Here is a 14,522-nt window from a genome sequence, read left to right on the forward strand (position 1 = left end):
GCCGCCTCGGGCTCGGCGACGGGCTGCGGGGCCACGACGGGCTCGGGCTCGGCGACCGGCGCGGGCTCCGGGGTCGCGGAGGCGGCGACCGGCTCAGGCTCGGCCACGGGAGCAGCGGGCTCGGGGGCCTCGGCCGCCGGTTCCGGTTCCGGCTCGGGGGGCTCGGTCGCAGCGACCGGCTCAGGCTCGGCCACGGGAGCAGCGGGCTCGGGGGCCTCGGCCGCCGGTTCCGCTGCCGCCTCGGCCTCCGGCTCAGCATCCGCTTCCGGCTCAGCTTCCGGCTCAGCATCCGCTTCCGCTTCCGGCTCAGCATCCGCTTCCGCTTCCGGCTCAGCATCCGCTTCCGGCTTCGCCGGCTCCGTGCGGGGGCCGGTGCTCTGGGACGGGACCGTGGGCGCCGCGGGCTTGTCGAAGGCCGCCGCCACCAGGTCCGCCGCCTTCGCGCCGTCGTCCGTCGCGGCCGAGGACGTGGACCGGGGCACGTCCGACGACGCGGGGGCCGGCACCGAGATCTTCACGGGCGGGGCGGGTTCGGACGCCGACTCGTCCTCCGCGACCGGCTCGTCCACCGCCACCGCCACCGACTCCGCGGCCCGGGAGCGGTCGCCCTGGGGCGGGACCGTGGCCGTCGTCGGCTCGTCCTGTTCCGTGCGGTCACGGCCGAACACCTTGCGCAGCAAGCTCCGAATGCCCATGGGCGAGCCTTTCGCGTGAGTTGGGTGCGATGAATGTCCGTACTGCGGGAATTGATCCCTGGCCAGGGCGGATACGTAAGGTTAGCGGCCGGATCAGGCCCTTCGGCGGCACGGCCCGACTGTGGGACAACTGAGCCGCAACCGAGCCCGGACCGAGTCCTGGGCACCCGCCCGGAAGGCATCGCGCCCGCTGTTCACCTGCGTGGCAGAGGCGGCGAGTTGACGTGAGGGCGTACCACCCGGTCACACGCTCTACAGTCGGACCCATGGTTTCCGGTGAGGCTCCGCAGGCGGCGGGCAGCGTTCGGGTCGATGTCTGGATCTGGTCGGTCCGGCTGACGAAGACCCGGGCGCAGGCCGCTGCCGCCTGCCGCGCGGGTCATGTGAAGGTCGCCGGCGAACGCGCCAAGCCCGCCCAGGCGGTGCGCGTCGGCGACGAGGTACGGCTGCGGCACGCGGGCCGGGACCGGGTCGTCGTCGTGTCGAAGATCGTGAAGAAGCGGGTCGGGGCGCCGGTCGCCGCCGAGTGCTTCATCGACAACAGCCCGCCCCCGCCGCCGCGTGAGGCCGCGGTCCAGGTGCCGGTACGGGACAGGGGCGCGGGCCGGCCGACGAAGCGGGACCGGCGCGAGATGGACCGGCTGCGCGGCATGGGACCCGGCCCGGCGGAGTGAACAACCGCCTACGGCACTAGCAGTGCCCGGGGTGGTGCAGGACGATGACGGTCTTGCCGCGCGCCCCGCCGGCCCGGTTGCGGTCCAGGGCCTCGGGGGCCTTCTCCAGGGGGAGTTCGAGGTCGATGGGCACGCGCAGGATGCCGTCCGCCGCGCCCGCCGCCAGCACGTCCAGCAGGACCGGGCTGGGGTCGAGCCGGAAGTCGACGCCCCGCACCCCCTCGGGGAGTTGGGCCCCCGACGCGGCGCCGCGCGTCGAGAGTGCGATGCCGCCCGGGCGTACCGCGCAGGCGTGGGCGGCGAACGCCTCCGGTGTCGCCGATGCCAGGTCGGCCAGCGCGTCGATGCCGTCCGGGCAGGCGTCCCGCAGCGCGTCGGCGGGCACCCCGTCCGTGAGGTCGATCGTGGCGGCGGCGCCCAACGACCCCATCGCGGCCCGCTCGTCACCGCGCACCGCTGCGATCACGCGCACGTCCCGGGCCCGGGCGAGCTGGGTCAGGCAGCAGCCGACGCCGCCCGCCGCGCCGACGACGAGCAGGGTCTCGTGGCCGCGCAGCGCCACCGCCTCCAGGATCTGGGCGGCGGCCATCCCGGCGGTCGGCAGGGCGGCGGCGGTACGGGAGTCGAGGCCGCGCGGGACGAGCGCGATGGCGGAGTCCTGCGGCACGCACACGTACTGCCCGTACGTCCCGCACGCGCTCGGCGCACCGGCCGCACCCGTCGTACCCGGCGCGCCCGCGCGGCCGAAGACCGGGTCGCCGACGCGGAAGCGGTTGTCCCCGCCGCCGATCATGTCGACCCGCCCCGCGTAGTCCACGCCGACGACGAACGGGAAGGACGCGGGGGCGGGGGCCGAACCGTCCACGGCCTGCCAGTCCTGCGGGTTGAGCGAGGCGTACTCGATCCGTACCCGGACCTCACCGGGTCGGGGGTCGGGCTTGGGCAGTTCGACCAGCACCGGGTCGGCCCGCAACGCGCTGACGGCGATGGCTCGCATACGTGGACCTCCCAGTCGCCCCGGCAGTCACGCCCCACTCTTCCCCGGCCCGCGCACCCGCGCACGTCGGCGCCCGGCCCCGGCGGGAGCCGGGCCGTCACTCCCCGGCCGGCACCGGCAGCACCCGCTGGGCCCAGATCCGCGCCGCCGCCGCGCACACCGCGACGGCCAGGCCCAGGCCGAAGACGATCCACACCGTGGTGCGCAGCGAGTGCGTCAGCGCGTCGTAGACCGCAGCCGCGGCGTCGGTGTCGCTGCCCGGCACCTCGGCCAGCACCCGGTCGCGGGCCAGCGCGATCACCCCGCGCAGCACCAGCGCCCCGACCGCGAAACCGGCGCCGGCCACGGTGGTGGCCGCCAGCGTGGCCAGGGCCTGGCTCCGGCGCCCCGGGCCGCCGCGTACCCAGGCCAGGGCGATGGCGAGCAGCGCGAAGACGAGGGTGCCGACGGCGGGCCACACACTGGCCGCCCGCAGCCACCGGAAGCTCTGCCGCAGCTGGTCCGCGCGGTCGGCGGAGACCAGCTGGATGTCGGTGTGCTGGACGGGCACCTGGTCGGCGAACGGCACCCCGTTCTCCACCAGGTTCTGCTTCACCTTCTCCGTGACGGGCGCCAGATCGATGGTGACGCTCTCGCCGCTCTTCCCGTCCAGCGCGGCGGTGACCGTCTCGTGCGCCGTGCGGTTGGCGGCGGTCCAGGCGTCCCGGAAGGTGTCGGTGGTGGTGAACGACTGGACGGCCTGGTGCAGGAAGTCGCGGACGGTGCCCTGGAGCGGGCCGACGTCGATCTGCTTCATCGCGTTGTCGGTGATCAGGTCGGCGACGGTGCCCTGCACGTCGGCGTCGCCGGCGAGCGGCGCGACGGCGGCGACGTAACGGTCCGTGTCGTCGATCTCCAGATCGACCCAGGCGGACAGCGCGCTCAGCGGCACCAGGACGGCCAGCAGCACCAGCAGTACCGCCGAGAGAGCCACCGAGATGTACGTCCGCACCCCTCAAGGGAATCCCGGATGGCGCCGACACGCCCCGGGCCGTAGCCCATCCGAGTTGCCGGGCGGCGCGACCAGGTGTGCTCTGGAGGGAAAGCGGGGGCGACGGAAGGAGCTTGCTGCCATGGCCGCACACGCTTCGGTGCAGGCGCGCGGGAGGCGGCGCGCGCCCGCCCGGCACCACTCGGCCCTCAGCTGGGCCGTGCCCGTCACGCTCGGCGTGATCTTCGGCTGCTACGCGACGGCCATCGTCCGCAGCGGCGGGGTGCTCACCGGCCCCCTGCTCGCCCTCGGCCTGGTCTCCGGCGCCGTGCTCGCGGTGCTCTGCTTCGGACTGGGCCGGATACAGGACCGGCTGCCGCGCGAGCTCAGGGCGGCCGCGTACGGGGTACTGGCCGGCGGTTCGATCGGCTTCCTCTACAGCCTGTCCGGCGCGAGCATCCTGCGGGCGTCGGTGATCGGCCTGATCATCGGCCTGGGCGCGCTGCTCGCCGCGTTCTACCACTTCTACACCCGGGAGTGACTGTCGCTCCCCGCACCCGGGCGCCCATCATCGGTCCTTGACCTTCTCCACGGGGGAAGGCCAAGGATCGAGTGTGCCGGGGCGGGAAGGCCGCCCGGTATGAGGAGGCGTGCGGTGACGACGGACGACGGGCAGGGGCAGGGCCCCGGCGCGGCACTGGTGACGATCGGGGCGTTCGCCCGGCTGTCCCGGCTGTCCGCCAAGGCGCTGCGCCGCTACGACGAGCTCGGCCTGCTCCCGCCGGCCCTGGTCGACCCGGTGAACGGCTACCGGTATTACGACCCGGCACAGGTGCGGGCGGCCCGGCTGGTGGCCTGGCTCCGCCGGATCGGGATGCCGCTCGCCCGGATCAGGGAGGTGATCGCGCTGGACACCGGCGCGGCCGCCGCGGCGATCCGGGCGTACTGGGCGCAGATCGAGGCGGAGACGGCGGCCCGCCGTGACCTCGCGGTCTTCCTCATCGACCAGCTGTCGACGGAGGACGTCATGACATCGGTGGGCACACTCGGAATCCGCTACGCCGCCCGCACCGACACGGGCGCGGTGCGCGAGACCAACCAGGACGCGGCGTACGCCGGTGCCCGGCTGCTCGCGGTCGCCGACGGGTTCGGCGAGGGCGGGGCGGGCGCGAGCACCGCGGCGATCGAGGCGCTGAAGCCGGTCGCGCCGGGCGCGGTGCCGGCCGCGGAGCTGCTGAACAGCCTGCACGACGCGGCGCAGCGGGTGGCGCTCGCGGTGCGGGACGCGGTCGCGGAAAGCGGGGCGCCGGAGGAGTCCGGGACGACGCTGACCGCGATGGTGTGGACCGGCTCGCAGCTGGGCCTGGTGCACATCGGGGACTCGCGGGCGTACCTGCTGCGCGGCGGCGAGCTGTTCCGGATCACGCACGACCACAGCCTGGTCCAGTCGATGATCGACGACGGCTCGCTGACCGAGGAGGAGGCGTTCTCGCACCCGCAGCGGGCGATGCTGCTCAAGGTGCTGTCCGGCAGCGGCCCGTACGGCTCCGGGCCCGATCTGGACGTCCGGGACGCCCGGCCCGGTGACCGCTACCTGCTCTGCTCGGACGGGCTCTCGGCCGTCGTCGACGGGGACGAGCTGGCCCGGGTGCTGGCAGCGGCGGACGGGCCCGGCACGGCGGTGCGCGGGCTGATGGAGCTGGCGGCGGCTGCGGGTGCGCCCGACAACGTGTCCTGTGCGGTGGCGGACGTCGTGGAGCTGTGACGTACGGGAGGGGGCCCGCACCACGCGTGGTGCGGGCCCCCTCCCTGCTGCCCCTGCCCTCAGTTGCGGACGACGGTCACCGGGCACGACGCGTGCTGGGTGACGTGCAGGCTGACCGAGCCGAGCAGGGTCGCCTTGAAGCCGCTGTAGCCGCGTGCGCCGACGACCAGCAGGTTCGCGCCCTCGGCGCGGTCGAGCAGGGCCTGCGCCGGGTTGCCGATGACCACGACCTTGCTGACGGCGGCGGCGCCCTCGGCGCCGAGCGCCTCCTCCAGCGTCTCGGTGAGCGACACGGTGGCCAGGGCCTGCGGGTCGAAGTCCTCCGGCAGGCCCGGCATCATCGACGCCCAGCTGGTCGCGGGGTACTCCCAGCTGTTGACGGCCTCCACCGTGTCACCGGTCAGCTCGGCCTGGCGTACGGCCCAGTGCAGTGCCTTGACCGACGACTCGGAGCCGTCGACGCCCACCACGATCCTGCCCATCTCTGCCTCCAGCTGGGTTCTGCTGTTCCGTTCGGGCCGTTCGGGCCGTTCGGTGCCGTTCGGGACACGTCTTCCCGTATGACTCTAGTCAAAACGGGCGAAAGGGCGATCTCCGGGGCCGGTCAGGCCGGGCGGAGTGCGGCGAGCTGCTCCTCGAACGGGACCACCTCGTCGTCCACTCCGGGCGCCCTGGTCGCGCCGGAGACCGCGCGGCCGCCCGTGACGGCGTGGGCCAGCTCGCCGCCCGCGCGCCGGATGCGGGCCGGCAGGCCGTCCGCGTACGCGTCGCCCGACGCGCCCCAGTCCTCCGACGCCGCGTACACCGACGTCGGCAGCGTGACGGCCCGCAGATAGGCGAAGAGCGGGCGCATCGCGTGCTCCAGCACCAGCGAGTGACGGGCGGTGCCGCCGGTCGCCGCGACGAGCACGGGCTTGCCGGTCAGGGCGGTGTTCTCGACCAGGTCGAAGAACGACTTGAACAGGCCGCTGTACGAGGCGGTGAAGACCGGCGTCACGGCGATCAGCCCGTCCGCGCCCGTCACCGCGGAGAGCGCGTCCTCCAGGGCGGCCGGCGGGAAGCCGGACACCAGGTGGCCCGCGATGTCCACGGCCAGGTCCCGCAGCTCGATCACCCGGACCTCGACCGGGCGGTCCTGCCCGGCCTCCAGCTGCTCCCGGGTGGCGGCGGCCAGCCGGTCGGCCAGCAGCCGGGTGGACGAGGGGGTGCTGAGCCCGGCCGATACGGCGACGATCCTCAGCGGTTCGGTGGCGAACACGGTCAGCTCTCCTTCGTGATCGTGGCGGCGACGGCGGGGTGCGGCGGCGCGGTCTCGGGGACGCCGGCCGGCCGCAGCGCGGCGAACTCCTTGCGCAGCACCGGGACGACCTCCTCGCCGAGGATGTCGAGCTGCTCCAGCACCGTCTTCAGCGGCAGCCCCGCGTGGTCCATCAGGAACAGCTGGCGCTGGTAGTCGCCGACCGCGTCCCGGAAGGTCAGCGTCCGATCGATGACCTCCTGCGGGGAGCCCACGGTCAGCGGCGTCTGCTGCGTGAAGTCCTCCATCGACGGCCCGTGCCCGTAGACCGGGGCGTTGTCGAAGTACGGACGGAACTCGCGCACCGCGTCCTGGGAGTTCTTCCGCATGAACACCTGGCCGCCGAGGCCGACGATCGCCTGCTCGGCGGTGCCGTGGCCGTAGTGCGCGTACCGCTGCCGGTACAGGTGCACCATCTTCTTCGTGTGCTCGATGGGCCAGAAGATGTTGTTGTGGAAGAAGCCGTCGCCGTAGTACGCGGCCTGCTCGGCGATCTCCGGGGAACGGATCGAGCCGTGCCAGACGAACGGCGGTACGCCGTCCAGCGGGCGCGGGGTCGCCGTGAACGACTGCAGCGGCGTCCGGAACCTGCCCTCCCAGTCCACGACGTCCTCCCGCCACAGCTTGTGCAGCAGGGCGTAGTTCTCCACCGCGAGCGGGATGCCCTGGCGGATGTCCTTGCCGAACCACGGGTACACCGGGCCGGTGTTCCCTCGCCCCATCATCAGGTCCACGCGGCCGTCCGCGAGGTGCTGGAGCGTCGCGTAGTCCTCGGCGATCTTCACCGGGTCGTTGGTGGTGATCAGCGTGGTGGACGTCGACAGGATGATGCGGTCGGTCTGCGCCGCGATGAAGCCGAGCGTGGTGGTCGGTGAGGAGGGGACGAACGGCGGGTTGTGGTGCTCGCCGGTCGCGAACACGTCGAGCCCGACCTCTTCGGCCTTCCGCGCGATGGCGACGGTCGCCTTGATCCGCTCGTGCTCGCTCGGCGTCGTGCCGGTGGTGGGGTCGGTGGTGACGTCCCCGACGGTGAAGATCCCGAACTGCATGGCGTCCGCCTCCTGGCCGGTGGTATTGGTTGAACATTGAACTATAACGGGAGGCGGGGGGTCTGTATTCCTCGCGCCCACCCCGGACCGGGGCGAGGTCCCGGATGCCGCCCGCCCGAGGGCTCCGCCCGCCCGAGGGCTCCTCAGCGACGCGTCAGTGCCCGGCGGCCCAGGAGTTCCGCCAGGCCCCGGCGGGTCGCCGCGATGACCACGCGGTCCGTGGGGCGCAGGACGTAGCCGGGGTGGAGGTTCCACACGAGGCTGCCCTGTCCCGTCGCGCCGCCGGGTGCACCGGGCGCGCCCGGTGTGTGGGGTGGGGCGACGTCGAGGGCCAGGACGCGCCACGCCCCCGCGCGGAACGCCTGCTCCACCGTGCGGCCCTCCAGTTGCGGGTGGCCGGCGACCTCGATCGCGGCGAACAGCATCACCTTGCGTTCGACCGGGATAGCGCCCAGGATCTGCCGCCCCATCATGGCGACCGCGAAGGACGGGCCGGCCAGGTGGGAGACCGAGCGGGAGCGGGTCAGGGCCTGCGGGTGGGCCGTGCGCAGGGTGCGGTAGACCGCCGTGGCGAACTCGTCGTCGAACAGGCGCAGCGTCACCCGCAGGTTCGGCTTGAGCGAGCGGGCGTAGAGTGCGGCCTCCAGGTTCGTGGTGTCGACGCTGGTCAGGGCGAGGAGGCCCCGCGAGCGGGTGATCTTCGCGGCCTCCAGCACCCCTTCGTGGGTGACGTCGCCGAGGACGACGGGGACGTGCAGGCGGCGGGCGACCGCGATGCCGCGCGCGTCCGGGTCGTCCTCCACGCAGACGACGGGGATGCCCAGCTCCCGCAGGTGGACCAGGACGCGGGTGCCGATCTTGCCGAGGCCGAGCAGCACCACGTGCCCGGACAGGCCGCGCGGCGGGCGTCGCAGGGAGGAGGCCGTACGGAGGGAGCCGAATGCCTCCAGGACGCCGGCCACCAGGAGGGGGAGGAGCATCAGGCCGGCGATGCCGGAGAGGATCTGGATGATCTGGCGGGGGGTGGGGTCGCCGATGGCCGGGTCGCCCATGGCGAACAGGTCGAGCAGGGTGAGGTAGGCGGCGTGCAGGGGGTGGTCGCCCGTGGTGATGGAGGAGGCCACCGCGAGGCCGAGTACGGCCAGCCCGACGCCCAGCGCGGACCACCGCAGCCGCCGCGAGAAGAACTGGCTCAGCGGGGCGCTCCGGCCGCTCATCCGGGGCTTGGGGGCGGCCGGTCCGAACTGGGTGACGGCCTCCAGGACCACCGTGCCGCGTCCGGCGGCGGCGGCCACCTGGGCAGGGTCGGGGAGGAGCTGGGGGCCCTCGGCGCCGCTGCTGTCGGAGCCCTCCGCGCCGGCCGGGTCGTGGGTGGTGGAGGAGAGCAGGGCCAGCGTGCACAGGCCCGGGTCGGCGACCTGGCCGGTCCTGGGCGGCAGGCGTTCGGCCGCGCGCAGGAACAGGCCCTCCGCGCGGATCACCCGGGTCGATCCGGCGAGCGCGGTGGCCGCGAGGGCGGGGGCGGCGGTGTCGGCGTCGGACAGGACCGTGGTGGAGGCGTCGAGCGCGGCCGGGTCGAGCCCGGGGGACGCGACGGCGGCCGCCTGGTCGAGCAGGGTCTCCAGATGCTGGCCGAGCTTGCGGTTGTAGAGCCGGATCACCAGCCGGACCCGGGGGTTGAGCCGGCGGGCGGTCAGCGCGGCCCGGATGTTGCGCTCGTCGTCGTCGTAGACGAGGGCCACCGCGGACGCCGTGTCGATGCCCGCCTCCTCCAGCGACTCGTCGGAGGGCTCCGCCGCCTGGAGGATGCGCACCGCCTCCACCCCGGCGTTGGTGTCCCCGTCCGAACCGTGGGGGAGGACGACCCCGTTGCGGTTCATCGCGGACGCCATCCGGCCGAACAGCGCGGCGGCCCGGCCGCGCCCGCTCAGCGGCTCGTCCGGCCTGGCCGTGCCCGGCTCCGGGGGGACGACGAGGGTGACCCGCTCCCCGTAGACGTAACGCAGCTCCACGGCGAGCCGCTGGGCGAGCGCGTCGTCGCCGCAGACCACCATGTGGCCGGAGAACGGGGAGGGTTGGGGTTGCTGGGGGAATGAGGACACGGAACCCAGCATGCCTTGCTCCCATCCGGAGATCAGTAGGGTCAGCCGTTGTCGTGGTCCCCGGCCGGCGGCCTGGACAGCAGACGGCGGGGGTCGGCCGCGCGGCCGATCGCCGTCTCGACCGCCGCGATCCGGTCCGCGAGCAGGCCGAGCGCGGCCACCGCGCGGGTCATCGGGTCCCCCTCGGGCCCGCCGAGTGCCTGGGTGCGGACGTACGAGGAGCAGAGCGCGGCCCAGCGCTCGGCCTGCGAGGGCGTGAGCGTGGAGCGCAGGGCGGCCAGCTTCAGCAGGGCGGCCTCGGCCCCGTTGGTGAGGGTCTGCGCCTCGCCCGCGTAGTGGTCGTCCACGACGGCGGACAGCTCGGCGTCGTTCATCACGGGCGCGATCCGCTCCGCGATCCGGTTCATGTTGCGGTACGAGCCCTGGAGCCGGAACGGCGGTTCGGTGCGGGTGGCGTCCGTCTGCGCGGCCGAGGTGATGTACGCGGCGTTGACCGCGAGCACCGTGTCACGGGCCCGCAGCAGGTGGCGCAGGACGGCGGTGATCCGGTCCACCTCGGCCGGGGCGTAGGGGTGTTCGAGCCGTTCGGGGCGGGCCGTGGGGTCGGCGGCGGCGAGCCGCAGCAGCAGCGTCAGGTCGTCGCGGGAGCGGCCGGCGAGTGGGGCGAGGACCGGGTTGGCGGTCAGCGCGTTCTCGATGAAGCTCAGCGCGAAGACGTCCTCGCGGCCGCTCAGCACCTCGCCCAGGTTCCACACGTCGGCCCGGTTGGCGAGCATGTCGGGGACCTGGAAGCGCTCGCCGGACTCGGTGTACGGGTTGCCCGCCATGCACACCGCGAACCGCTTGCCCCGCAGGTCGTAGCTGCGCGGCTCACCGTCCCGTACGCCCTCGATGCGGCGGGTGGCGTCGCACAGCGGGATGAACTTCTGGAGGAGTTCCGGGGAGGTGTGCTGGATGTCGTCCAGGTAGAGCAGCGTGTTGTTGCCCGCCTCCAGCGCGAAGTTGATCTTCTCGATCTCCTGGCGCGCGGTGGCGCTGCCCGCCTGCGCCGGGTCGAGCGAGGTCACGTCGTGGCCGAGGTTGGGGCCGCTGATCTTGACGAGGACCAGGCCGAGCCGGTCGGCGACGTACTCCATGAGCGTCGTCTTGCCGTAGCCGGGCGGGGAGACGAGCAGCAGCAGGCCCTGCGAGTCGGTGCGGCGGTCGGCGTCGGCGGTGGAGAGCTGCTTGGCCAGGCTGTCGCCGATCAGCGGCAGGTACACCTCGTCCAGCAGCCGGTTGCGCACGAACGCGGACATGACGCGCGGCCGGTGGTCCTCCAGCCGCAGCCGGGCCCGCTCGGCGGCGACCAGGGTGGTGCGCCTGCGCTGGTAGGCGCGGAAGCCGGGGACGACGTCGGTGCGGAACCGCTCGGTGCGGTCGAGGAGTTCGTCGATGCGTACGGTGAGCCGGCCGCGGTCGATGCGCGGGTGGACGCCCAGGAGGCCGTCCACGGTCTCGGTGAGCGGCGCGTCGGCCTCGTAACGGGCGAGCAGCGGCTCGGGGCAGAGCTCCACGGCGACGGCCTCCGCGAGGTCGCCCGGGTCGATGTCCGTGCCGCTCGCCTCGGCGTACGAGGTGAGCCAGCCCTCCACGAGCTGGCGGCGGGCCGGCAGGTCGTCCGCGAGGGCGGCGAGGTCGTCGTCGTACGCCGAAGAGCCGGTGGCGTGGCGGAACTTGTCCAGGAAGGTACGGACGGCAGCGCCCGTCACGAAGCCCTCGGGGCCGCCGGTCAGCTCCTCGAAGAGGTAGGCGGCGACGCCACGGGAGCCCTCGCCGGGGATCACCGACGCCCACTCCTCCTGGAGCGCGGCGACGGCCGGGGCCAGCCCGAAGGTCTCCCGGGCCCGGGCCAGTGAGCGGGCGCGGCGGGTCCAGGAGGTGCGGCGGGCCTCGTCCGCCTCATGGGCCCAGAAGAGCTGGGCGGCGGCCCGGACGGCGGGCGTGAAGCGGAGCAGGCCCGCGCCCGCGTGCAGCCGCAGCAGCGCGGCCAGGATCGCGGTCGCGTCCTCGTCGTGGACGCCGCGCTGGTACCCCTCGTCGTACGCGGCCTGCGCCGACTCCCGGACCAGCGTGGCGAGTGCGGCCGCGTCCAGGGCGCCGAGCCGGTCCGCGCCCTGCTCGGCGAGGAGGCGGGCGGCCAGGTGCTCGCCCCGGTAGACGGACGGCGACTCGGAGGGCAGCGACTGCTCCCAGTACGGGCGGGTCGCGGCGAACTCCGGGTCGGTGACCGGCATCCGGTAGTCGGTCCCGGTGACGGCGAACGCGAGCCCGTCGTCCTGGGGCACCAGCGTCAGTTCGAACGGCTGGGTGTTCACCGCGAACCGGTGCCGGCCGAGCCGGATCACGGCCCCGCCGTCCGCGTACAGCTCGCTGCGGTCGCGCAGGGCCCGGCCCGCCTCCTGGCGGGCGGCGAGCAGCTGCCCGTCCAGCTCCTCGGCGCGCACGGTGTCACCGAGTCCGCGCAGCTCGTCGGCGGTGCGGCGGACCTTGGCGACCATCGGGTCGGAGGCGAAGTAGGTGTGGACGGCGTCCAGGTCGGGCAGGGCCGTACTGCGGCGGGCCACCGTCTCCAGGACGCGTGCGGCGGAGTCCGCGAGGCGTTCGGTGCGGCGGGCCAGGGCGTCCTGAAGGCTCTGCCGGCGCGCCGAGAACGCCTCGTACACCTCCGTCCGGCGCTCGCCCAGCTCCGCCAGGAAGTCGTCGAACTCCGCGAACCGGGCTTCCAGGTTCTCCAGCTGGAGCAGCAGCCGGGCCAGCTGCTCGTCGCAGGAGTCCGGGGTGTCGGCGGCGGCCAGCGCGGCCGTGACGGCCTGCCCGAGCAGCGCGGCCTCGGCGGCGAACTCGGCCCGGCCCTCGTGGTCCAGCAGGGTGCGGCGGCGGGCGTCGAGCGTGGCGCGGGCCCGGTTGACGGCGCCGAGCACCTCCGCGATCCGCTCCAGGATCGACGTACGGACCACGCCGTCGCCGATGTCGAGCCCGGCGACGACGTCCGTGACCGTGCTCAGGCCGTCCGTCATGCCGGCCAGCCGGTCCCCGAGCGCGGAGGCGTCGGTGACGGAGGCGATCTCGCCGGCCTCCTCGGTGAGGCGGGCGATGTCCTCGTGGTAGCCGGCGAACGCGTCGTCCCTGGCCAGGAACGCGACCGCGCGCCGGCCGGCCGCTTCCAGGTCCTCGGTGGTGGTGGCGGTGAGTTCCGCGATGCGCTCGGTGTCCGCGTACCGCATGTCGCAGAGCGTCGCCAAGCGGCCGTGCGCGCCGCGCAGTTCGGTCAGCCGGTCGACCCACTCGGCGGCCGTGCGCGGGGCCTCGCCGCGCACCCGGCGGACCAGGGTGGTGATGCGGTCGGCCGTCTCGGCGAGCGCGTCGGCGGCCTGCCGGGTCAGCTCCTGGACGGCATCGAACTCCGCCACGACCTGGCGGGCGGTCTCCCGCAGTTCGTCCAACGGCTCGCTCAGGGCGCCGAGTTCGGTGTCGCCCAGCCAGTGGTAGCGGTCGCCCGCGCGGACGCAGTCGGTGACCAGCCGGTCGTACACGGCGGCCGTCGGCGTCGTCTCGGACGCGGAGTGCGCGAGCGCCAGGCAGTCCGAGATCCCGCGCACCAGATCCGCGTTGCCGACCCGGGCCAGCGGGCCGCCCCCGACGGGGCGGGAGGCGGCGTAGGTGTCGGAGACGTACGGGGTCTGCCAGCGCTGCAACGGGTGGACCCGGGCCGCCCCGCCGTCGCCGCCCTCCACCGGGTCGCGCAGGACGACGAGCGTGCCGTCGTCCAGCAGGGCGTGGCCCCGGCCCTGGAGCGGGGTCGCGACCTCCTGGCGGATCACGTTGTACGGCAGCAGCAGGCTCCGCCCGTCCTGGCGGGACCGGAAGACGTAGAGCACGTCCTCACCGTTGGGCGAGCGGACGGCGTCCTCGAAGACCGGGTCGGTGAGCGGCTGAGCGATGTCGAAGGTCCTGGCCTCGCCGGTGGTCAGGTAGAAACCGCCGGGGAAGATGATCCCCTGGTCCTCCGGGAGCCGCCGGCAGGCCGGGCCGATGCCGTCCAGCCGGGTGACGGTTCCGAGCAGCGCGTTGAAGACGAGGTAGCGCCTCGCCTCCTCCTTGTACGGGCGGACGCGGAGCAGGACCAGCGGGCCCAGCTCCGCGTACTCGACCTCGGCGTCGGCGAGCGACTGGAGCGGTTCGGTGACCGGCTCGTCGTAGATCCCGTCCGGGGTGTCCGTGTCGTCGACGGTCTTGACGGTGAGGCTGCCGCCGAGCGTGTCGACGTACAGCTCCGCCTCGCAGCCGATCGCGATGTGCGGGTGGCGGCCGGTGATGTGGGACTCGCGCCCGGCGGTGGTCCAGGTGAAGTCGTGCGACGGCGGGAACACGTGGTCGCGCTCGCCGCGCGCGTCGAGGAACGCGCCGGGCGAGCCGTCGGCGTTCAGCGCCCAGCGCAGGACGCGGATGTCGTCGGCGGTCTCGCCGGTACGGAACACCGCGAGCAGCCGGCCCTCGGTACGGCGCAGCCGCAGCAGGCGGGCGTCCCGGAAGTAGCGGTGCAGCCCGTCGAACTCGCGGACGAAGGCGGTCTCGGAGAGCAGGTCGCCGGTGCCGGGCGTGAGGTCGGAGGCGTACAGGGCGAGTACGTCGTCCACGGCCGGCTCGCCCCGGTGGCCGGGGCCGCGCTCGAAGCCGAACAGGAGCTGTCCGCCGACCGCGACGAGGTCACGGGGGACCAAGGGGCGCTCGGTGCGGATCTGCTCGCTGCCCAGCAGCCGCAGGCCGGTGGAGCCGAACTCCTCGGTGCGGCGGGCGTTGAGCGCCTCCGCTCGGTGGGCGAGTTCGGTGGCGTGGGTGCGCAGGCGGCGGCGCAGGACGTCGTAGTCCCCGGCGGTTGGTGGGGTCACGGTGTCCATGGGGTGCGCTCCTTTGGGCGGGGGTGCGTGTGC

Annotated in this window: 10 protein-coding genes and 1 pseudogene; 3 read left to right on the forward strand and 8 right to left on the reverse strand. The window is 74.2% G+C overall.

Annotated elements, in window-relative coordinates; genetic code table 11:
- Nucleotides 1-695: pseudogene (locus E6R18_RS00005) on the reverse strand (hypothetical protein); the annotation flags it as partial.
- 266 nt (nucleotides 696-961) lie between these two features.
- Here E6R18_RS00005 and E6R18_RS00010 point away from each other — a divergent pair.
- A complete protein-coding gene (locus tag E6R18_RS00010) occupies nucleotides 962-1,369 on the forward strand; it encodes a S4 domain-containing protein (protein ID WP_136314740.1) in 408 nt (135 codons plus the stop codon).
- Nucleotides 1,370-1,385: 16 nt separating this feature from the next.
- Here the strand turns inward: E6R18_RS00010 and E6R18_RS00015 are convergent, their stop codons facing one another.
- Together E6R18_RS00015 and E6R18_RS00020 are read right to left on the reverse strand one after the other, a co-directional pair.
- Nucleotides 1,386-2,366: an NADP-dependent oxidoreductase gene (locus E6R18_RS00015; RefSeq protein WP_136314741.1), complete on the reverse strand. Its 981-nt coding sequence runs from the start codon at nucleotides 2,364-2,366 to the stop codon at nucleotides 1,386-1,388.
- Between the two features lie 97 nt (nucleotides 2,367-2,463).
- Nucleotides 2,464-3,357 carry a hypothetical protein gene (locus tag E6R18_RS00020; RefSeq protein WP_136314742.1) on the reverse strand — a complete coding sequence of 298 codons (894 nt, stop codon included), beginning with the start codon at nucleotides 3,355-3,357 and terminating at the stop codon, nucleotides 2,464-2,466.
- Nucleotides 3,358-3,478: 121 nt separating this feature from the next.
- Between E6R18_RS00020 and E6R18_RS00025 the strand changes: the two genes are divergently transcribed.
- Complete coding sequence (locus E6R18_RS00025; RefSeq protein ID WP_136314743.1) at nucleotides 3,479-3,877, forward strand: hypothetical protein; 399 nt, start codon at nucleotides 3,479-3,481, stop codon at nucleotides 3,875-3,877.
- Nucleotides 3,878-3,976: 99 nt separating this feature from the next.
- Complete coding sequence (locus E6R18_RS00030; protein WP_136314744.1) at nucleotides 3,977-5,101, forward strand: MerR family transcriptional regulator; 1,125 nt, start codon at nucleotides 3,977-3,979, stop codon at nucleotides 5,099-5,101.
- Nucleotides 5,102-5,160: 59 nt separating this feature from the next.
- Here E6R18_RS00030 and E6R18_RS00035 read toward each other — a convergent pair whose 3' ends face one another.
- From E6R18_RS00035 to E6R18_RS00055, 5 genes are all read right to left on the reverse strand, one after another.
- A complete protein-coding gene (locus E6R18_RS00035) occupies nucleotides 5,161-5,583 on the reverse strand; it encodes a universal stress protein (protein ID WP_136314745.1) in 423 nt (140 codons plus the stop codon).
- 122 nt (nucleotides 5,584-5,705) lie between these two features.
- Nucleotides 5,706-6,359 carry an FMN reductase gene (locus tag E6R18_RS00040; RefSeq protein ID WP_136314746.1) on the reverse strand — a complete coding sequence of 218 codons (654 nt, stop codon included), beginning with the start codon at nucleotides 6,357-6,359 and terminating at the stop codon, nucleotides 5,706-5,708.
- A gap of 2 nt (nucleotides 6,360-6,361) precedes the next feature.
- Nucleotides 6,362-7,447, reverse strand: a complete 1,086-nt coding sequence (locus E6R18_RS00045) for an LLM class flavin-dependent oxidoreductase (protein WP_136314747.1) — start codon at nucleotides 7,445-7,447, stop codon at nucleotides 6,362-6,364.
- 143 nt (nucleotides 7,448-7,590) lie between these two features.
- A complete protein-coding gene (locus E6R18_RS00050) occupies nucleotides 7,591-9,561 on the reverse strand; it encodes an NAD(P)-binding protein (protein WP_136314748.1) in 1,971 nt (656 codons plus the stop codon).
- Nucleotides 9,562-9,590: 29 nt separating this feature from the next.
- The gene (locus E6R18_RS00055) at nucleotides 9,591-14,489 is read right to left on the reverse strand and encodes a DNA repair ATPase (protein ID WP_136314749.1); all 4,899 of its coding nucleotides are present in this window, start codon (nucleotides 14,487-14,489) and stop codon (nucleotides 9,591-9,593) included.
- Nucleotides 14,490-14,522 lie beyond the last annotated feature (33 nt).

Origin of the sequence: Streptomyces sp. A1277, assembly GCF_004795015.1 — a bacterium.
Classification (GTDB): domain Bacteria; phylum Actinomycetota; class Actinomycetes; order Streptomycetales; family Streptomycetaceae; genus Streptomyces.